The 21,058-nt window shown below is 30.9% G+C and carries 15 protein-coding genes and 1 pseudogene; 7 read left to right on the top strand and 9 right to left on the bottom strand.

The window, feature by feature from the left end; genetic code table 11:
• From lpxA to ABNK64_RS04195, 6 genes and pseudogenes are all read left to right on the top strand, one after another.
• Window positions 1–774 (top strand): acyl-ACP--UDP-N-acetylglucosamine O-acyltransferase, encoded by a 774-nt coding sequence (gene lpxA, locus ABNK64_RS04220; protein ID WP_291255964.1) that lies wholly within the window; start codon window positions 1–3, stop codon window positions 772–774.
• A complete protein-coding gene (locus tag ABNK64_RS04215) occupies window positions 774–1,577 on the top strand; it encodes an LpxI family protein (protein ID WP_291255965.1) in 804 nt (267 codons plus the stop codon). The genes lpxA and ABNK64_RS04215 overlap by 1 nt, the downstream gene beginning before the upstream one ends.
• Before the next feature lie 12 nt (window positions 1,578–1,589).
• A complete protein-coding gene (gene lpxB / locus ABNK64_RS04210; protein ID WP_349763584.1) occupies window positions 1,590–2,663 on the top strand; it encodes a lipid-A-disaccharide synthase in 1,074 nt (357 codons plus the stop codon).
• Window positions 2,660–4,435 carry an ABC transporter ATP-binding protein gene (locus tag ABNK64_RS04205; protein WP_300341948.1) on the top strand — a complete coding sequence of 592 codons (1,776 nt, stop codon included), beginning with the start codon at window positions 2,660–2,662 and terminating at the stop codon, window positions 4,433–4,435. The genes lpxB and ABNK64_RS04205 overlap by 4 nt, the downstream gene beginning before the upstream one ends.
• A 39-nt stretch (window positions 4,436–4,474) precedes the next feature.
• Window positions 4,475–5,799 (top strand): annotated as a pseudogene (rph, locus tag ABNK64_RS04200) (ribonuclease PH).
• Between the two features lie 61 nt (window positions 5,800–5,860).
• Window positions 5,861–8,701, top strand: coding sequence for a DUF3427 domain-containing protein (locus ABNK64_RS04195; RefSeq protein WP_349763583.1), 2,841 nt, complete (start codon window positions 5,861–5,863; stop codon window positions 8,699–8,701).
• A gap of 80 nt (window positions 8,702–8,781) precedes the next feature.
• On the opposite strand, the gene cysK is transcribed toward ABNK64_RS04195, so the two are convergent.
• The 4 genes from cysK to recG all read right to left on the bottom strand — a co-directional run bounded on the left by cysK (window position 8,782) and on the right by recG (window position 15,279).
• On the bottom strand, window positions 8,782–9,699 hold the full coding sequence (cysK, locus tag ABNK64_RS04190; protein WP_349763582.1) for a cysteine synthase A: 918 nt from the start codon (window positions 9,697–9,699) through the stop codon (window positions 8,782–8,784).
• 197 nt (window positions 9,700–9,896) lie between these two features.
• The gene (locus ABNK64_RS04185; protein ID WP_349763581.1) at window positions 9,897–11,309 is read right to left on the bottom strand and encodes a leucyl aminopeptidase; all 1,413 of its coding nucleotides are present in this window, start codon (window positions 11,307–11,309) and stop codon (window positions 9,897–9,899) included.
• 139 nt (window positions 11,310–11,448) lie between these two features.
• Window positions 11,449–13,158 (bottom strand): proline--tRNA ligase, encoded by a 1,710-nt coding sequence (locus ABNK64_RS04180; RefSeq protein WP_349763580.1) that lies wholly within the window; start codon window positions 13,156–13,158, stop codon window positions 11,449–11,451.
• A gap of 63 nt (window positions 13,159–13,221) precedes the next feature.
• Window positions 13,222–15,279 carry an ATP-dependent DNA helicase RecG gene (gene recG, locus ABNK64_RS04175; protein WP_349763595.1) on the bottom strand — a complete coding sequence of 686 codons (2,058 nt, stop codon included), beginning with the start codon at window positions 15,277–15,279 and terminating at the stop codon, window positions 13,222–13,224.
• Between the two features lie 117 nt (window positions 15,280–15,396).
• Between recG and ABNK64_RS04170 the strand changes: the two genes are divergently transcribed.
• Window positions 15,397–15,726, top strand: coding sequence for a YchJ family protein (locus ABNK64_RS04170; RefSeq protein WP_300341957.1), 330 nt, complete (start codon window positions 15,397–15,399; stop codon window positions 15,724–15,726).
• 41 nt (window positions 15,727–15,767) lie between these two features.
• Here ABNK64_RS04170 and ABNK64_RS04165 read toward each other — a convergent pair whose 3' ends face one another.
• From ABNK64_RS04165 to ABNK64_RS04145, 5 genes are all read right to left on the bottom strand, one after another.
• Window positions 15,768–16,712 (bottom strand): thiamine pyrophosphate-dependent enzyme, encoded by a 945-nt coding sequence (locus ABNK64_RS04165; protein WP_291255990.1) that lies wholly within the window; start codon window positions 16,710–16,712, stop codon window positions 15,768–15,770.
• Between the two features lie 11 nt (window positions 16,713–16,723).
• Window positions 16,724–17,902: a pyruvate ferredoxin oxidoreductase gene (gene porA, locus ABNK64_RS04160; protein ID WP_300340745.1), complete on the bottom strand. Its 1,179-nt coding sequence runs from the start codon at window positions 17,900–17,902 to the stop codon at window positions 16,724–16,726.
• Window positions 17,903–17,919: 17 nt separating this feature from the next.
• Complete coding sequence (locus ABNK64_RS04155; protein WP_349763579.1) at window positions 17,920–18,222, bottom strand: 4Fe-4S binding protein; 303 nt, start codon at window positions 18,220–18,222, stop codon at window positions 17,920–17,922.
• On the bottom strand, window positions 18,222–18,797 hold the full coding sequence (locus tag ABNK64_RS04150) for a 2-oxoacid:acceptor oxidoreductase subunit gamma family protein (protein WP_349763578.1): 576 nt from the start codon (window positions 18,795–18,797) through the stop codon (window positions 18,222–18,224). Before ABNK64_RS04150 ends, ABNK64_RS04155 begins: the two co-directional genes overlap by 1 nt.
• Before the next feature lie 472 nt (window positions 18,798–19,269).
• Window positions 19,270–21,048: an aminopeptidase P family protein gene (locus ABNK64_RS04145; protein WP_349763577.1), complete on the bottom strand. Its 1,779-nt coding sequence runs from the start codon at window positions 21,046–21,048 to the stop codon at window positions 19,270–19,272.
• Window positions 21,049–21,058: the final 10 nt, after the last annotated feature.

Genomic DNA, 21,058 nt, shown 5'->3' with positions numbered 1-21,058 from the left:
ATGATAGATATTCATAATACTGCTATAATAGAAGAGGGTGCTGTTATAGAGGATGGAGTAAAAATAGGTCCATATTGCATAGTAGGAAAAGATGTAAAGATAGGAAAAAATACAGTACTTCAATCACATGTAGTAGTAGAGGGAATTACAGAGATAGGAGAGAACAATACGATTTACTCTTTTGTTTCTATAGGAAAAGCCTCTCAAGATTTAAAATATAAAAATGAACCAACAAAAACTATTATAGGAAATAATAACTCAATTAGAGAGTTTGTAACTATTCATAGAGGAACAGATGATAGATGGGAAACTAGAATAGGGAGCAACAATCTATTGATGGCATATGTTCACGTAGCTCATGATGTAATAGTTGGAGATGGATGTATATTAGCAAACAATGTCACATTAGCTGGACATGTTGTAGTTGATAGCTTTGCAATAATAGGAGGATTAACTCCAGTTCATCAATTTTGTAGAATTGGTTCTTTTTCAATGACAGGAGGAGCTAGTGCTATAAATCAAGATATATGTCCTTTTGTTTTAGCAGAGGGAAATAAGGCTGTAGCAAGAGGTCTTAACAGTGTGGGATTGAGAAGAAGAGGTTTTACAGATGAAGAGATAAGCAGGATAAAGAAAGCTTACAGATTGATATTCAGAAGTGGATTACCTTTAAAAGAGGCTTTAGCACAGATTGAAGCAGAGATAGAGCAAGATAAGAACATAGCATATTTTGTAGAGTTTATAAAAAATAGTAATAGAGGTATAGCTAGATAATGAAAAAAATAGGGATAATAGTTGGTAATGGAAAATTACCTCTCTATTTTCTAGAAGAAGCTGAAAAACAGGAGTTAGATGTTTTTCCTTTAGGACTATTTGATAGTATAGATGAGGGTATAAAATCACATAAAAATTTTATAGCTTTCAATATAGGTGAGGTAGGAAGTATTATTAAGTACTTCCTACTTAATAATATCAATGAAATAGTTATGCTCGGGAAAGTAGAGAAAGATATAATATTTAAAGATATAAAATTAGATAGATTTGGAGAGGAGCTTCTGAGGAGATTACCAGATAGAAAAGATGAAACTCTCCTTTTTGCAATTATAGCATTTTTTAGATTGAATGGAATAAAAGTTCTCCCTCAGAACTATCTTTTAAAAGGTTTTATGTTTAAAGATGAGTGTTATACCAATATAAAGCCAACTGTTGAAGATATGAAGAGTATTAAGATAGGAATAGAAGCTGCAAAAGCTTTGAGTGAGGTAGATGCAGGGCAGACAGTGGTGTGTAAAGATTCATCAGTAGTCGCTCTTGAAGGAATAGAGGGAACTGATAAAACAATAAAGAGAGCTGGAGAGTTAGCTGGAGCTGGTACAATAATTGTTAAGATGTCAAGACCACAACAAGATATGAGAGTAGACATACCTGCAGTTGGAATAGAGACAATTAAAAGAGCTATTGAGATAGGAGCTAAAGGAATTGTAGGAGAAGCAGGAAGAATGCTTTTTTTGAATAGAGATGAAGCAATAAAATTGGCAGAAGAGAACTCTTTATTTATATTGGGAGTAAAAGTTTAATAGGAGATAATTATGAAATTTTTTGTTTCAACAGGTGAAGTTTCAGGGGATCTACACCTTTCCTATGTGGTGGAAGCCATTAAAAAGAGATATGACAATGTTGAATTTTATGGTGTTGCAGGAAAGCATAGTGAAAGAGTGGGAGTAAATGTAATTCAGAATATAGATGAACTTGCAATAATGGGATTTACTGAAGTTTTGAAGAAATATAGCTTTTTAAAGAGAAAAGCTAATGAGTATGTAGAATTTATAAAGAGAGAGAATATAAAAAAGGTTATACTAGTAGACTATGGAGGATTTAACCTAAAATTTTTAGAACTTTTAAAAAAGGAGATTGAGGATATAGAGGTATTTTACTATATACCACCCAAATTATGGATCTGGGGAGAAAAGAGAATAACAAAATTAAAAAAAGCAGACCATATTATGGTAATTTTTCCTTGGGAAGTTGAGTTTTATAAAAAACACAATGTTGATGTTGTGTACTACGGAAATCCATTTGTGGATAAGTATGTAGTAGAACCTAGAGATGAGGAGTATATTCTATTATTGCCAGGGAGTAGAAAGCAGGAGATAAAATCACTTATTCCAATAATGTTAGATCTAGTAAAAAGAGAAAATGAGAAAAAGTTTTTGCTTAAACTTTCTAAAGAGGAGCATCTTCAATGGATAGATAGAGATTTAAGTGAGTATCCAAATTTAGAGATAGAGTTTGAAAAGGATCTTTCACAATGTGTAAGAGTATCTAGATTAGCTATTGCAGCCTCAGGAACAGTGACTTTAGAATTAGCCTTGATGGGGCTACCTACAATAGTGGTATATAAAACAGGAAGAATAAATGCTTTTATAGCGAAATATATATTGAAGATAGGTTTTGTTTCTTTGCCAAATCTTACATTGGATAGAGAGGTTTTCCCAGAACTTTTACAGGAGAGATGCAATGTAGATGAGATAGAAAAATATATATTGAAATTAGAAAAAAATAGAGATGAGATTGATAGAAATATTCAAGAGGTAAGAAAAAGACTTTCAGGAAAAAATGTAGTTGAAAGTTATGGGGATTTTCTAATGAAAGGAGAGAGATGAAAGCAAATATATTTCAAAATAAATCGTTAAATAGCTTTTTAAAATATAGTTTTAAATATAAATGGGCAATGGTGGCAGTTATCTTGATGTCAGTTTTGACATCAGCAATGGGAGCTGTACCAGCTTGGTTAAGTAAATATTTGATAGATGATGTATTAGTAAAAAAAGATGCAAAAATGATGACAATGGTAATATCAGCTATATTTTTGTCTACAGTTATAAAGGTGGTATCATCTTACTATGCAAATATCTCATCAAACTATGTAACTGAAACAATAAAGAGAGATATAAAAATAGATGTCTTTATACATCTACAAAAATTGCCAATATCATATTTTAGAAAAAATAAATTGGGAGATATAATGGCTAGACTTTCTGGAGATTCAGCTACTCTTGGAAGAATAGGTTTTATTCTTTTTGAAATGTTAAGAGAGTTTTTAACAGTGGTAGCTCTTGTATTTAGAATGTTTCAAGTGGATTGGATATTAGCAACAATATCATTAACAGTTATGCCACTTGTTATAAATACGGTGAGAAAGTATACTAAAAAAATTAGAAAATCTGGTAGAGTTAGACAGGATACATCAGGAGCAGTAACAGCTTTTGTACAAGAGAGTTTATCAGGTATATTTGTAATAAAAGCTTTTAATAATAGTGATATGATTATTGATAAGTATAAAGATATCAGTATGGATGAGTTTGAAAAATCATATAAAAGTACAAAGATTAAGGCAAAGGTATCTCCTATCAATGAGGTAATAACAACTTTAATGGTAGTTTTAGTAGCTGCATATGGTGGGTATCAAATAGTTGTAACTCAAACTATATCTCCTGGAGATTTAATATCTTTTGTTACTGCACTTGGATTGATGAGCCAACCATTGAAGAGATTGGTTAGCAAGAATAATGATTTACAAGAAGCTATCCCTTCTGCTGATAGGGTGATAGAGATCTTAGATGTACCAGTTGAAAAGGAGTACTATGGAGAAGAGGAAAAATTAGAGGGAAGAATAGAGAATATCCATTTTGACAATGTCTCTTTCGCTTATGATGATGCTAAAAGTAATGCTTTAAAAAATATAAATTTAGATGTTAAAGCTGGAGAGGTCGTTGCCTTTGTTGGAAAGAGTGGAAGTGGAAAAACAACAATAGTTAACCTTATTCCTAGATTTTTTGAGGCTACTGAGGGAAAAATTTTAATCAATGGAAAAGATATAAAAAATATCTCTTTAAATAAATATAGAGATCTAATAGGGATTGTTCCACAGGAGAGTTTCCTGTTTTCAGGAACTATAGCTGAAAATATCTCTTTTGGAAAAGAGAATGTAAGTGAAGAGGAGATAATTCAAGCAGCTAAAATGGCTAATGCATATAGCTTTATAACTGAGCTGGAAAATGGATTTGAGACTGAAGTTGGAGAAAGAGGAGTTATGCTATCTGGTGGACAAAAACAGAGAATTGCAATAGCAAGAGCCTTAATTCAAAACCCAGAGATATTAATTCTAGATGAGGCAACATCAGCTTTAGATACAGAGTCAGAAAGACTTGTTCAAGATGCTTTAGATAAACTTATGATAAATAGAACAACATTTGTAATAGCTCATAGATTATCTACAATAATAAATGCAGATAAGATTGTAGTTATGGAAAATGGAGAGATTAAAGAGATTGGAAAACATCAGGAGTTATTAAATCAAAATGGTTTATATAAGCATTTTTATGAGATACAATTTGGAAAAGAAGTAAAAGAGAGAGAAAGTATGAGAGTGTAGGAGATAGGTATGATAAAAGAGATGATAATTGAAGAGGATATGAGAACATTAAAATTGAGAGAAGATGGAAGAAATGTAGATGAGTTAAGACCTTTAAAGGCAACAAAAGACTTTAACCTTTATGCTGAGGGGTCAGTACTAATGGAGTGTGGAAATACAAAGGTTATATGTACAGCCACTGTAAGTGATAAAGTCCCTCCATTCTTAAAAAATCAGGGAAAAGGATGGTTGACTGCTGAATACTCTATGATACCAAGAGCTACTGGAGAGAGAAATCAGAGAGAATCTGCTAAGGGAAAACTTAGTGGGAGAACTATGGAAATTCAAAGATTGATAGGAAGAGCCTTAAGAACAGCAGTAGATTTAGAAAAATTAGGTGAAAGAACGATAACAATAGATTGTGATGTAATACAAGCAGATGGTGGAACAAGAACTACTTCAATAACAGGAGGGTATATAGCTTTAGCTCTTGCTATGAAAAAATTAGTGGCAGAGGGAGTTCTAAATGAAAATCCAATAACTTCAAATGTAGCAGCTATAAGTGTGGGAATTGTAAATAAAACTCCAGTACTTGATTTGAAATACACTGAAGATTCAGCAGCAGAGGTAGATATGAATGTTGTAATGAATGGAAATGGTGAGTTTGTAGAGGTACAAGGAACAGGAGAAGAGGCAACTTACACAAGAAAAGAGCTAAATGAGATGTTGGATTTAGCTGAAAAAGGTTTAAAAGAGATAATGGAATTACAAAATAAAATAATAGAGGGATAGTTATGAAGATATTTTTAGCAACAGGAAATAAACATAAGATTGATGAGATAAAGGCTATATTTTCCAATGTAGAAGATGTAGAGATTCTATCTATAAAAGATGGAATAGAGATACCAGAAGTAATTGAAGATGGAGAGACATTTGAAGAGAATTCAGCTAAAAAAGCTGTTGAGATTGCTAAATATACAGGAATGATTACAATAGCTGATGATTCAGGACTATGTGTAGAAGCTTTAAATGGAGCTCCTGGAGTATATTCAGCAAGATATTCTGGAGAGAATGCCACTGATGAATCAAATAACCAAAAATTAATGGAAGTAATGAAAGATGAAAAAAATAGAAGATGTCATTTCGTAAGTGTTGTTACTCTAGGAAAACCAGATGGTAGATCTTACTCTTTTAGAGGTGAGATAGAGGGAGAATTACTATATGAACCTAAGGGAAAAGATGGTTTTGGGTATGATCCATACTTCTATGTAGCTGAATACAAGATGTCTTTAGCTGAGATGCCAGAGATAAAGAATAAGATCAGTCACAGAGCAAACGCTCTAAAAAAATTGGAAAAAGAATTAAAAACAGTTTTAGCTGACTAGTAGATAATAGGGAGAGTGCAAGAATTTGGACTTTCCCTATTTTGTTAGAATGGAGAGTATAGTGGAAAATATTTTGATAAACAGTATTAAAACAAGTCTCATAGATAGAGAGATAGAGTCATCAGATAGGTATCAACATAAATTAATATCCAATAGAGAAGAAAAGATAATAAGTTTATTGAGAAGAGAGTTAGAAGAGTGTGAGGAGTTTATAATATCAGTGGCATTTATAACAATGAGTGGTGTCACAATGATATTGGAACAGTTGAGAGAGCTAGATAAAAGAGGAGTAAAAGGAAAAATTTTAACTGGAGATTATTTGAATTTTACACAGCCTAAGGCTTTAAAAAAACTGCTAGAGTTTAAAAATATAGAATTGAAAATTCTATCTACAGAGAAATTTCATGCTAAAGGTTATTTTTTTAAAAAAGGAAATATTTGGAGTATGATGATAGGTAGTAGTAATCTTACTCAAACAGCACTTACTACTAATTTTGAATGGAATTTGATGATAAACTCTTTAGAAAGTGGAAGGATTATAAAGGATACTTTGGAAAATTTCTATGAAGTTTTTAATGGACTTGAAAATTTAACTATAGAAAAGATAATAGAGTATGAGAATGTGTATGAATTTAACAGAGAGTATAGAGAGAGAAGAAAAGAAAAAGAGTTAAAAGAGGAAAAGATTAAACCTAATATGATGCAGATTCAGGCATTGGAAAATCTGAGAGTTTTGAGAAAGTATGAGAAAAGAGGACTTTTGATAAGTGCCACTGGAACAGGAAAAACATATTTAAGTGCTTTTGATGTTCAAAACTGTAATCCCAAAAGAGTACTATTTATAGCCCATAGAAAGACTATTCTTGAAAAGGCAAAGGAGACTTTTGAAAAGATTTTAAAAGAAAGGGAGATCATAATCTATAACAATGATGAAAATAGAGAGGCAGATATTGTTTTTGCTATGATTCAAACATTGGGAAAAGAGGAGAATTTTAGAAAATTTCCAAGAGATTACTTTGATTATATAGTTATAGATGAGGTACATCACAGTGGAGCCAAAACTTACCAAAATCTAATAAATTACTTCATACCTAAATTTTTACTTGGAATGACAGCCACTCCAGAAAGAGGAGATAATTTTGATATCTATAAATTATTTGATAATAATATAGCTTATGAAATAAGATTGTATGATGCTTTGAAAGAGAGTTTGTTATGTCCATTTCACTATTTTGGAGTATCAGATATAGAGATAAACGGAGAGATAATAAGTGAAAAAACTCATATAAATAAACTTGTAGTCTCAGAAAGAGTGGAGCATATTCTAGAAAAAAGTAGATTTTACGGTTATAGTGGGGATAAACTCCACGGGCTTATATTTGTATCTAGAGTTGAGGAGGCTATAATCTTAAGTGAAAAGTTTAAAGAGAGAGGAGTTAGGTGTGAAGCTTTAAAGGGTGATGACAGTGATGAGAAAAGAGAGAAAACAATAAAAAAACTAGAAGATGGTGAGATAGAGTATATAATAACAGTGGATATATTTAATGAAGGGGTAGATATTCCGTGTATAAATCAAGTGATTTTATTGAGACCAACACAATCTTCTATAGTGTATATCCAACAATTGGGAAGAGGATTAAGAAAATATAAGGACAAGGAATACTTAGTTATTTTAGACTTTATAGGGAACTACGAAAAAAACTTTTTGATTCCCATAGCTATATCTCAAAATAATAGCTTTGATAAGGACTATATGAAAAGATTTTTAGTGAATGGAACAAATATAATTCCTGGAGAGAGTTCGATAATTTTTGAAGAGATAGTTAAAGAGAGAATATTTGATAATATCAATAAAAATAATTTTTCAACTAAAAAAAATATAGAGAAGGATTTTATCTTTTTAGAAAAACAATTGGGAAGAATACCTATGTTATCTGATTTTTTTGAGAGAAATATGATAGATCCAAGTGTAATTTTAAAATATAAAAAAACTTATGATGAAGTTTTAAGAATATTAAAACCTAAATTAGAATTAGAACCATTAAATCAAAAAGAGAATAATTATCTTACTTTTCTTTCAAGTTTTTTTACACCAGCTAAAAGGGTACATGAGATGCTTATTTTAAAAGAGGCATTGATAAATAAAGATGTAAATATAGAGATTATAGAAAAGATTTTAGAGAATGAATATAGTCTAAAAAATCAAAAAGAGAGTGTAGAGAATGGAGTAAAACATCTTCTTAAAGAGATTTTTGTCAGTTTGTCAACAGCTAAGGAGTTTTATCCTATATTAGAAAGATATGGTGATAAGATTGTTCTTGCAAAAGATTTTTTTGAAAGTTATAGTAAAAATAGATATTTCAAAGATTTGATAGATGACCTGATTAAATATAATTTAGCTTATAGTGGTAAGAACTATAAACAAGTTGGAGAAAAGAGTATATTAAAGTATAAGGAGTATAGCAAACAGGAGGCGTTTTGGTATCTGAACTTAGACTTTAACAATGGATATCAAGTGAGTGGATATACAGTTTTTGAAGAGGCTAGAAAGGTAATTCTTTTTATAACTGTAGATAATGATCTAGATATGACACAATATGATAATGTATTTTATGATAGAAGAAAATTTGTATGGTTTTCTAAAAATAAAAGATGCTTGAAAAGAGATGGAAAGTTGACAGCTGAAGGGAAGATAGCTGAAAATTATTACACTTTAGAGGCTTTTTTAAAAAGAAAAACAGGAGAAAATTTTTATTATATTGGAGAGATAGAAACAGTTTTAGAAGGAAAGGATACAATAAACTATAAAGGAAATAGTGTTGTAGAGTATTTACTTTTATTGAAAGATGAGATTGAAAATGATCTTTATCAATATGTTGTGAAAAACAGTTCATCAAAATAGAGGAAAAAAGTTGATTGACTCAGACAATAGATTGAGTTAATCAACTTTTTTAATGTGAAATAAAAATGCGTGAGAATTTTCTAAAAAATATTACTAGATAGATATTTTTCTCCAGAATCGTTAGAAAATACAACAATATTTAAATTTTTATTTTTATTATTTTTACAAATTTCTATAGCTGAAGATAGAGTAGCTCCAGTGGAAATTCCAGCTAGAATTCCCTCTTCTTTAGCTAATTTTTTCATATAATCAATACTTTTATCATAGTTAGCCAACAATACTTTATCAGCTAAGCTATTATTAAAAACATCTGGTATTTTTCCCAAGCTCATACCCATACCTTGAATCTTATGAGATCCAGTATATCCTTTTGAGATAAGAGGAGAAGTATCAGGTTCAAGAGCTATGTTTTGTATACTTGGAATAACCTCTTTCAATCTTTTAGCAATTCCAGAAAAACTTCCGCCTGTTCCTGTTCCACAGATAAAATAGTCAATTTTATTATTCAAATCTTTTAGAATTTCATTGGCAGTAGTTTCATAGTGTATACCTGGATTTCTAGGATTAGAAAATTGATTAGGAATAAAATAATCTTTTGTTTCCTCTTTTATTAATTCAAGTTTATCACTACAACCTTTCATTCCTAAGTGTCCAGGAGTTAAAATTACCTCTGCTCCATAGGCTCTCATAAGTTGAATTCTTTCAACACTCATATTGTCAGGCATTATTATTTTTAATCTATATTTTTTCAAAGCACAGATCATAGCTAATGAAATTCCTGTATTTCCACTAGTAGCTTCAATTATAGTTGTTTTTTTACTTATTTTTCCAGATTTTTCAGCATCTTCAATCATAGCCAAAGCTATTCTATCTTTAGTACTTTTGCTAGGATTACTTCCTTCTAATTTTAAATATATATTATTTCCAAAAGTTTCGATATTATTTAATTTTATAATTGGAGTATTTCCAATAAGCTCTAACATTGATTGTATTAACATTTTTCCCCTCCGTAAAGTATTGATTATATTAAAATTATAAGGGAAAAAACTATAAAATTATAGATGCCAATAAAAAAATTATAAAGTTCAATATATTTTATATTATCCTTATTTTTTCTAGTTTTATAAGTTTATTTTAGTTCATGATTTTAGAATACTAGTAGATAACTTATAGGATCTGTTAGAAATTTTACTTCTTATCTCTCTTTACAATAGTTATAAAGACCTTTTACATGTACTCCAGAAGCTCCTTTTTTAAACCATTTAGAGGAGTTATCAAAGGCAGTACCAGCAATATCCATATGTGTCCAAGGAGTATCCTCAGCAAAAATTTCTAAGAATTTAGCAGCACTAATAGCTCCACCCCATCTTGTTCCCATATGTTTAATATCAGCAACCTCTGATTTTAAAAGTTCTTTAAATTGGTTATCAAGAGGCATTCTCCAGATTCTTTCTCCATATTTATTACAACTATTCTCTAATTTAGAATAAATATCATCAGAGTTAGAGAATACTCCAGTAATAAATGTACCTAAAGCTACCATCATAGCTCCAGTAAGAGTAGCTACATCAATTATTTCACTGACCTTTTCATTTCTAACAATATAAGTTATAGCATCAGCAAGGGCTAATCTACCTTCTGCATCAGTATTTATTATCTCTACACTCTTTCCGTTCATAGATTTGATAATATCTCCAGGTCTGTATGAGTTTCCATTGATAGAGTTTTCACAAGCAGGAACAACAGCGATAACATTTCTTTTTATTTTATTTTTAGCCACAGCACACATTGTACCAATAACTGTAGCTCCACCAGTCATATCATCTTTCATAGTTAGCATAGAATCAGCAGGTTTTAAACAAAGTCCACCAGTATCATAAGTTAATCCTTTTCCAACTAAACCTATTTTTTCATCAGAAGAAGAATCTCCAAAATATCTCATAACTATAAGCTTAGGTTTATTAACAGAAGCTTTTCCAACGTTATATAAAAGGTTCATACCTAAATCTTGAATTTTATTCTCATCAAGTATTTCTACTTCAAATCCAAACTCCTTACCAAGTAGTAAAGTTCTCTCAGCTAGAGTGTCAGGGTTGATAATATTAGCTGGTAAATTAACCAATTCTCTAGTAACATCAGTAGCCTCATTTAAAATAAGAGCCTCTGTAATATCTATATTATCAAAAGAGAAAAAATCAACATCTATTTTTTTTCCTTTTTCACTTTTAAATTCATCAAAATAGTAATTTACATTTCCAACTATTTCACAAATAATATCGGTATTTCCAAGTTCTTTAGAGTTACTAGATATTAATATACTACCTTTTTGTCCGTTAAGATATTTAAAAAGAGTCTCTCTCAATATATTTTCAGAGAACTCCTCTTTTTTTCCAAATCCTAGAATATCCATTGATATAAGAGTGTCGTTAACAAAATAGTTAACTGATAAAACTTCAGATCTCTTTCCAGTAAAAGAGTTTTTCTCCTTTAGTTTTTCTATTAATTTTTTTCCATCTTCAGGAATACAATCACAATAATTATTCTCATCTTCAAATATTAATAGAAGATTTTTATCATAAAATTTTTCTAATTTATTTATAACTTTCATATGAACCTCCATTAATGATCTTTATTATATTATATCATAAAAAAAATATAAAACTAGATTAATTTGATATAAAATAAAATTGCTATATGAGTTTTTTTATAAAAAAAAGGAAAAACTGAAAAGTTTTTCCTTAAAAACATTAGTATTTTTTCATTAATTCTCTAACTTTAGAGATAACTTCATCTTTTGAAATTTCAAAAGTTTCTCCAGTTTTTCTTATCTTTAACTCAACAAGACCTTCTCCAGCTTTTTTACCACAGATAACTTTAAATGGGAATCCAATTAAGTCAGCATCTTTAAATTTGAATCCAGGTCTTTCATCTCTATCGTCAATCATAGTATCTATACCATCATCAAGTAGAGCATTATATAGTTCTTCAGCAAGAGCTACTTGTGTCTGATCTTTCATATTAGCAGGGATAACATCTACAATATATGGAGCTATAGCAGTTGGCCAAACTATTCCAAATTCATCATTGTTTTGTTCAACAGCAGAAGCAAGAGTTCTAGATACTCCTATACCATAGCACCCCATTATTATAGGATGAGTTTCTCCTTTTTCATCTATGAAGTTAGCTTGTAACTTCTCAGAGTATTTAGTTCCTAGTTTGAATATGTGACCTACTTCAATTCCTCTAGCAGAAGTAAGAGTTCCATCACATTTTTCACAAACATGTCCTGGTTTAACAGTTTTTACATCTTTAACAATATCAGCTTTATAGTCTCTACCATAGTTTACATTTAGGTAGTGAGTATCCAATTTATTTCCACCAGCTGTGTGGTTAGTTATCTCTAAAACAGTATCGTCTGCCACTATTTTTATATTTCCTAAATCTGCTCCAAAAGGACCAATAAATCCTTTGATAAGTCCTAATTTTTCTAACTCTTCATCAGTTAATAACTCAACTTCAATAGCGTCTATAGCATTTTTAAGTTTAGTTTCATTAACTTCATAATCTCCTCTGATTAGTACCATGTATACATCATCAGTTCCAAGATCTTTATACATCATAGCTTTTACAGTTCTTTCTACAGGAACTTTTAAAAACTCTACAACGTCCTCTATTTTTGATACATTTGGAGTATCAACTAATTCAGGAGATTTTAACTCCTCTTTTTCAGCATGGAAAACTTTACTTACAGCAGTTTCTACGTTAGCTGCATAGTCACAACTCTCACAGTAGATGATCTCATCTTCACCAGAATCAGCTAATACGTGGAACTCTTTAGATCCATTTCCACCAATGGCACCAGAGTCAGCCTCAACAGGTCTAAACTTTAGTCCGCATCCAGCAAATATTCTTTTGTATGCAGCCTCTATGTTGTCAAACTCTTGATCTAGAGATTCTCTAGTAGCGTGGAAAGAGTATCCATCTTCCATTACGAACTCTCTTCCTCTCATAAGTCCAAATCTAGGTCTGATTTCATCTCTAAATTTAGCTTGAATTTGATATAAATTTAAAGGTAATTGTTTGTATGATGTTAAATCATTTTTAATAAGGTCTGTTACTACCTCTTCATGTGTTGGTCCTAATACGAAATCTCTCTTAGCTCTATCTTGTAATTTCATCATAAGAGGTCCCATAACGTCCCATCTTCCACTTTCTTTCCAAAGTTCTGCTGGTTGTAGAACTGGCATAAATACCTCTTGTGATCCTGCTCTGTCTAACTCTCTTCTTACAATAGCCTCTACTTTTTTAAGAGCTTTTAATCCTAGAGGTAGGTATGTGTACACTCCACTAGTTAATTTCTTAATCATTGCAGCTCTCAAAAGAAGTTTATGACTTGCTATTTCAGCTTCTTTTGGAGTTTCTTTAAGTGTTTTAATATAACTCTTACTGAATCTCATCTTATCCTCCATCTAAAATTTATTTTACTCTATATTTTAACATATTTCCTTATACTTTGTCTATTATTTTACCTCTTTAAATTTTTCTGAAATATCAATAGCTAAATAATCATTATGAATTTTTCCATTGTTTTCTTTCAGGTAATCAGTACATATATCTTTAACTAATTTTATAGTTTTAACATCATGTACTATATCAATAAATTTTAAGTCACTAAGTCCACTCTGTTTTGTTCCAAAAATCTCTCCTGATTTTCTAAGTCTCAGATCTTCTTCAGCAATTTTAAATCCATCTTGAGTCTCTTCCATAACTTGAAGCCTAGCCTTAGATGTGGCATTATCTGTTTTAGAAACTAAAAAACAGTAAGATTGATGTTGTCCTCTTCCAACTCTTCCACGTAATTGATGAAGGGCGGAAAGTCCAAATCTTTCAGCATTATTTATAACTATGATAGATGAATTGGGAACATCTACACCTACTTCAATAACTGTTGTTGAAACAAGGATATCCAACTCTTTATTTTTAAATTTTTCCATAACCTCATCTTTTTCAGAGTTTTTCATCTTTCCATGAAGTACTCCTATCTTATAACTGGGTAAAAATTTTTCTACTTCCTCAGTAAGTTCTTGTGTAGATTTAGCAGATAATTTTTCACTCTCCTCAATAAGAGGAGCTATAAAATAGGCTTGTCTACTTTGTTGCAATTTTTTATCAATAAAATTATACATTGTGGTTATCTCTTCATCAGAGGAGATCCACTTAGTTCTAATGGGTTTTCTTCCTGGTGGGAGTTCATCTATAACAGATACATCTAAGTCACCATAGATACTTAAAGCTAGTGAACGTGGAATAGGTGTGGCACTCATAACAACAAGATTGGCTAAAACTCCTTTATCTTTCAAAGCTTTTCTCTGTAAAACTCCGAATCTATGTTGTTCATCAATTATAATTAATCCTAATTTATTAAAAACAACACTCTCCTCAATAAGAGCATGAGTTCCAATAACAATACCTATATCGCCATTTTTGATATCTTCTAATATTTTTAATTTTTTCTTTCCAGTAAAACTTCCAGTTAATAATTCTACTCGAACTCCCAATTTTTCAAATTTATCTTTTACTGAGAGGTAGTGTTGTACTGCTAAGATCTCAGTAGGAGCCATAAGTACTCCTTGATATGAGTTTTCTAACATGTATAGAAGTAAAACCATTGAAACAGCAGTTTTACCACTTCCAACATCTCCTTGAATCAATCTATTTACAATTCGACCATTTGCTAAATCTCGGTATATTTCGGTAATAACTCTTTTTTGGGCATTGGTTAATTCAAAGGGAAGAGATGCTAAATATTTTTTTACTAGATTTTTCTTATCCTCTAGCTGGTATTTTTCCTTATTTAAATCATCTACCTCAAATCTTTTTTGAAGTATTCCCATTTCTAAAACCAATAGCTCTTCAACAGCAAAACGTCTTTTAGCTTCCTCTAAATTTTTACTGTTTTTAGGAAAATGTATAGCTTTTAATGCTTGTTTTCTATCCAATAGCTTATATTTTTTAATTATCTCATCAGGAATATTTTCGTTTATAATAGAGAGAGCTGTATTGAGAGTTTTTTCAATAATTTTTCTAAGAGAGTTTTGAGGAAGCTCCTTACTGGTACTGTATATAGGAAGAATCTCTCCTTCATCAAGTTTTCTTTGATTACTACTTAGTTTAAATTCGGGATTGACCATCTGAAATATGTAACCACGTTTAACCTGTCCAATAAATATATACTCTTCTCCTATTTTTAAAGACTTCCTTAAATAAGGCATTTGAAACCAGATAACTTCAATAACACCAGTTCCATCTGTGGCAGTAGTTTTTACCATCTTTAATCCAGAACGTGTAGGTGGTGCAGAAATAGTTAAGAGAGTAGCTTTTAAAACAACATATTCCTCTCCACGAAGTTCACCAATTTTTTTTATATTAGTTCTATCATCATAGGCTTTAGGAAAATAATAGAGTAGATCAGATATAGATCTTATACCTAGTTTTTCTAATTTTTTTAAATTTTTACTTTCAATTCCAATATCAATATTTTCTAAAGGCCAGTATATTTTCTGATATCTTTCCACTATTTCTCACTCCTTTCTAAATCTTTCTTTTAATTATAGCATAGTTGGATAAATATTATCAATTTTAAGAAGAAATATTGTGGAAAAAATGATATAATTGAGAAAAAATAGGAGGATAAAATGAGTAACCCTAAAACAGCACTTGAATTAATGAAAGCAAGGTATGAAGCATACACTAAATGTGATATAGAATTTATCAAAAAAACACATGATCCTAAAACGGCAAAAGGGATATGCTGGAAAGAAGCAGAGGAGTGGGCAAAAAATTCTAAATGGTTAGGTCTTGAAATTGTAGAAGTTATTGCAGGAACTCAATTTGATAAAGAGGGAATAGTTGAATTTAAGGCTAGATATATTGATAGCAACGGAGAAGAGGTGGTTCATCATGAAAGGAGTTATTTTGTAAAAAAAGGAAGACATTGGTATTATAAAGGTTGGCTTGAGATATAGAAAAAGAGCAAGTATAGCTTAGCTAACTTGCTCTTTTACTCTTATTTATCCAATTCTTCTCCACATCTTTTTAATAGTCTTTCCCATTTCAAATCTACATTTGCCTGTATTCTATCTATGATATGTCTATTTTCAGGTTTAAATAGATGTTTAAATCTACCTTGTTTCTTTAAAAACTCTTCAATAGGAAGTTTTTTCTTAGGTCTATAATTTAATTTCCATTCTCCATTGATCACTTCAAATAGAGGCCAATAGCAAGTTTCTACCGCTAATTTACAGATTTCCATCAAATCTTCACTCTCATATCTCCAACCTCTAGGACAAGGAGCTAAAACATTTAAGAAAGCTGCCCCTTCTGTATAGATAGCTTTTTCTGCTTTTTCATGTAAATCTTTAAAGTTTCCTATAAAAGTTGTTTGTGCAACATAGGGAACATTATGAGCTGCAATTACATCAGTTAAATCTTTTCTTCCTTGTGGTTTTCCAGCACTTTCCTTTCCTACAGGAGTAGTAGTAGTATCTGCTCCTATTGGAGTAGCAGATGATCTTTGGATACCAGTATTCATATATGCTTCATTATCATAACAAACATAGACCATATCATGTCCTCTTTCCATTGCTCCAGATAATGATTGGAATCCTATATCATATGTTCCTCCATCTCCACCAAAGGCTATAAATTTATAAGTATCATCAATTTTACCTTTTTTCTTTAATACTCTATAAGCAGTTTGTGCTCCACTTATTGTAGCAGCTGCATTTTCAAAGGCAGAGTGAATAAAAGAATCTTTCCAAGCTGTGAAAGGATATAGGAAGGTAGATACCTCTAAACAACTTGTAGCACTACAAATTACAGCTTGATCCTCAGGTTTTAATGCTCTCAATACTCCTCTTACTGCTACTGGTGCTCCACAACCAGCACACATTCTATGACCACCAGTTAATCTTTCTGGTTTTTCCATCTCTTTTTTAAAATTATATGCCATACTATTGCCTCCTACCCTCTTACACCAAAATGTCTATATGTATCTCTAACTTCTTCATCTTTTTCTTTTAATAGAGTTTCAAATATCTCTTTAATATGAGCTACTGTAACATCTCTTCCTCCAAGTCCATATACATAGTTAACCATTTTAGGTCTTGGGTTGCAGTCATAAAGAGCTGATCTAACTTCAGCAAATACTGGACCACCTGCTGCAGAGAAACCTTCAGATTTATCCATTACTGCTACCATTTTAATATGTTTTAAAGCTTGAGCAATCTCTTCCATAGGGAAAGGTCTAAATACTCTAATTTTTAATAAACCAACTTTTTTACCCTCTTTTCTCATCTCGTCTATAGCAGTTTTAGCAGTACCAGCAGTTGAGTTGATTACAACTATTGCTACTTCTGCATCTTCAAGTCTATATTCTTCAAAGAAACCATATTTTCTTCCAGTCATTTTTTCAAACTCTGCTGCTACTTCTAAGATCACTTTTTTAGCATTTTTCATAGCATTAGCTTGTTGAACTTTATGCTCCATATAGTAAGAAACTATATCATAAGGACCAACTGCTATAGGTCTCTTAGCATTCAATAAGTAATCTTCTGGTTTATATTCACCAACAAATGCTTTGGCTTTATCATCTTCAATTAATTCTATATTTTCAACAGCGTGGCTTGTTATAAATCCATCTTGACATACCATTACTGGCAATTGAACATCTGGATGTTCTCCAATTCTGTTAGCTTGTAACATATTGTCATAAGCCTCTTGGTTTGTTTCACTGTAAAGTTGAATCCAACCAGCATCTCTAGCACCCATAGAGTCACTATGGTCAGCATTGATGTTGATAGGTCCTGTCAAAGCTCTATTTACACAAGCTAATGTAACAGGAAGTCTTGCTGAAGATACTACATATAGCATCTCCCACATAAGAGCAAGTCCACAAGATGAAGTTGCAGTCATTGTTCTTGCTCCAGCTGCTTGTGAACCCATAGCAGCAGACATAGCACTGTGTTCAGACTCCACAGGTATAAATTCAGTATCAACACTTCCATCAGCTACAAATTTAGAGAAATATTGTGGGATCTCTGTTGAAGGAGTTATTGGGAATGCTGGTACTACATCTGGATTTATTTGCTTCATAGCTATAGCGATAGCTTCATTTCCTGACATTCTTTCTCTTATACTCATTAATTTCTACCTCCGACTTACTCTTTTACCATTTCTATTGCTTTGAAAGGACAGACTTTTGCACAAATTCCACAACCCTTACAATGGTCCATATCAAAATCAAGTCTTTTACCATCTTTTACTGGAATTGATGAATCAGGACAACAAGGGACACAAAGTAAACATTGTTTACAGTTGTCAGCAATAAATACTGGTCTATTTGATCTCCAATCTCCTGTTCTAAATTGAGCAGCACTTCCAGCTTCATAAACCATACCACCTGGAGTGATATCTTGCCATTTTATATCTTCAACTATAGGTAATCCTGCTTTGTTTTTCATTATTCTTTCACCTCATTCATAGAACGAATTAATGCGTCCATATTTCCTTTTAAAACTTCTGGTTTACTAGCAAATTTATGTTTAAAAGATTCTTCCATAGCCTTTAAGAAAGCTTTCTCTTCCATAACTTCACTAACTTTTACAACTGATCCAAGCATAGGAGTATTAGGGAAATTTTTACCTAAAGTCTCTTCAGAAATTTTTCTTGCATCACAAGTAAATACTCTTCCTTTGTATCCTTTTAAAAAGGGAATAAATTCAGAAGCAGGTTTAGAACTATTTATGATTATAGCACCATCCTCTTTCAAACCTTTAGTAACATCAACACTCTCTATTAAAGTTTCGTCAACTACTACAACAAAGTCTGGTTCATAAATATTAGAATGCACTCTAACGGGATTTTTAGAGATACGATTGTATGCAGTAATGGGAGCTCCCATTCTTTCAGGTCCATATTCTGGGAATCCTTGTACATACATTCCACCACTAAAAGCAGCATCAGCTAATAGAAGAGAAGCAGTTTTAGCACCTTGTCCTCCTCTACCATGCCATCTGATTTCAAATATTTCTCTCATATCCTACCTTCCTTTCATACTTAAGTAATCTTTTTATTAAATTTGCCTTTTTTAACAACTTATTTAAAATAAAAAAGTTCTTATTCTAGTATAATTATACTACTATATTATATTTTGGTCAAATTCAATACGTAATTAAAGGCATAAAAAAGAGATTATAATAGAAAAAATATTGATTTGATATATTATAGAATAGTTTAATTTTAATAAAGTATATTTAAAAATGATTTCCTGACTTTTTTAGTAATTTTTTTGTCTGTAGCTTGTAATATTCCTGTTTCTAGATTAAAGATTTATTATATAAAAATCTCTATTTTTAATGATTATAAAAAATTTTTATTTCTTTTTTTATATATGGTTCATTAAAATAAATGATTATACGAAAAGAAAAAATTATAATTCAGAGTAAAATAAAAAAAGAGCAAGTAAACTTCAACTTACTTGCTCTACTGTGTATCTTAATTTAATTTAGTTAAATCTCTCGAGTATACTCTTTTAGCCACTCTTTTTCTTCAGGAGTTAAAAATGGAGAGATCTTATCATACACAATTTTATGATAATTATTTAAAAACTCAATCTCTTCACTAGATAATAGCTCATTTACAACTCCATCTAAATCCAATGGAGCATAAGTTATTGTTTCAAACTTCATAAATTGTCCAAAGTCAGTTTTTTCATCTTTTGTAACAACCAATTCATTTTCTAATCTAATTCCGTGAGATCCTTCAATATATACTCCCGGTTCATTAGTAACATTCATTCCCTCTTCCAATCTTTGAGGATTATATTGAACTCTAATTCCTTGAGGTCCTTCATGAACATTTAGTAAAAATCCAACTCCATGACCAGTACCACATTTATAGTCTATTCCAATATTCCAAAGTGCTTGTCTAGCCAATATATCTAAGTTAGTTCCAGTAACTCCATATAGGAATTTAACTTTTGATAGATTGATCATTCCTTTTAAAACAAGAGTGAAATGTTTTTTCATCTCCAAAGAACAATCTCCAAGAATGAAAGTTCTAGTAATATCAGTTGTTCCATCAAAATATTGTCCTCCTGAGTCCACTAAAAGCATGTTTCTAGGAGCTAATTTAGCATTTGACTCTTCAGTAGCTTTGTAATGCATCATTGCAGCATTAGCTTCATAAGCTGTAATAGTGTCAAAACTAGGTTCAATATAAAGAGCTTGTTCCTTTCTAAAGTCCTCTAATTTTTCAGTGGCTGAGATCTCTGTGATATTTTCTTTTGAGATACTGTTTTTTAGCCAAAACATAAATTTTGTAACAGCAACTCCATCTCTAATATGACAAGATCTTAGATTGTCTAACTCAATTTTATTTTTACAAGCTTTTAATATAGTACTTGGATTTGCTCTATTGACAACCTTTATTTCAGAGTTAAGGTTTTTAAATATAGCATAGTTAACTTTATTTAAGTCCATCATAATAATATTAGAGTTTGAGATTCTTTCCATATCTTCATAAATTTCAAAATAATCTCTAACTTCAACTTTATTTTCATAAAGATATTTTTCAACTTTTTCATTTAATTTTTTCTCGTCAATATATAGGATAGCTCTGTCAGTTGTTATGATAGCATAAGCAAGATTTACAGGATTATTAACAACATCATTGCCTCTAAGATTGAATATCCAAGCAATATCATCTAGAGAAGTGATGATATTCATATCGCAGTTTTCTGCTTCAAGAGTCGCTCTTATTCTACTTAATTTACTCTCGATACCTTCACCACAATACTTTTCTTCAAGGATAAAAACTTCACTAGAAGGTAAGCTAGGTCTATCATTCCAAAGCTCATTAATTAGATCGAATCTATAATTGAAATTAATTGCTCTATCCTCTAACTCATCTTGAAGAGATAAGATGAAATTTGTAGCTAAAACTTTTCCATCAAAACCAATTGTTTCCTTGTTTTTTATTTTAGATTTAATATATTGGTTAAGAGTAGGAACTCCCTCTTCTCCCATTTTGAATAGAGTTATCCCACTGCCAAGTAGTTGTTTCTCCGCTTGTATAAAATATCTACCATCAGTCCAAAGTCCAGCCTCTTCAAGAGTTATTAATATAGTTCCAGCAGATCCTGTAAAACCAGATATCCACTCTCTACTTTTGAAATAACTTCCAACATACTCACTTTGATGATAGTCTGATGAAGGAATGATATAGTAATCTATACTATTTTTTTTCATCAGTTCTCTTAAATTTTCAATTCTTTTTGCAATTTCCATAGTATCACCT

The organism is Fusobacterium sp. SYSU M8D902 (assembly GCF_040199715.1).
Classification (GTDB): Bacteria; Fusobacteriota; Fusobacteriia; order Fusobacteriales; family Fusobacteriaceae; genus Fusobacterium_A.
The sequence above is the reverse complement of the archived record's forward strand: the minus strand, read 5'-3'. Positions and strand labels throughout refer to the sequence as shown.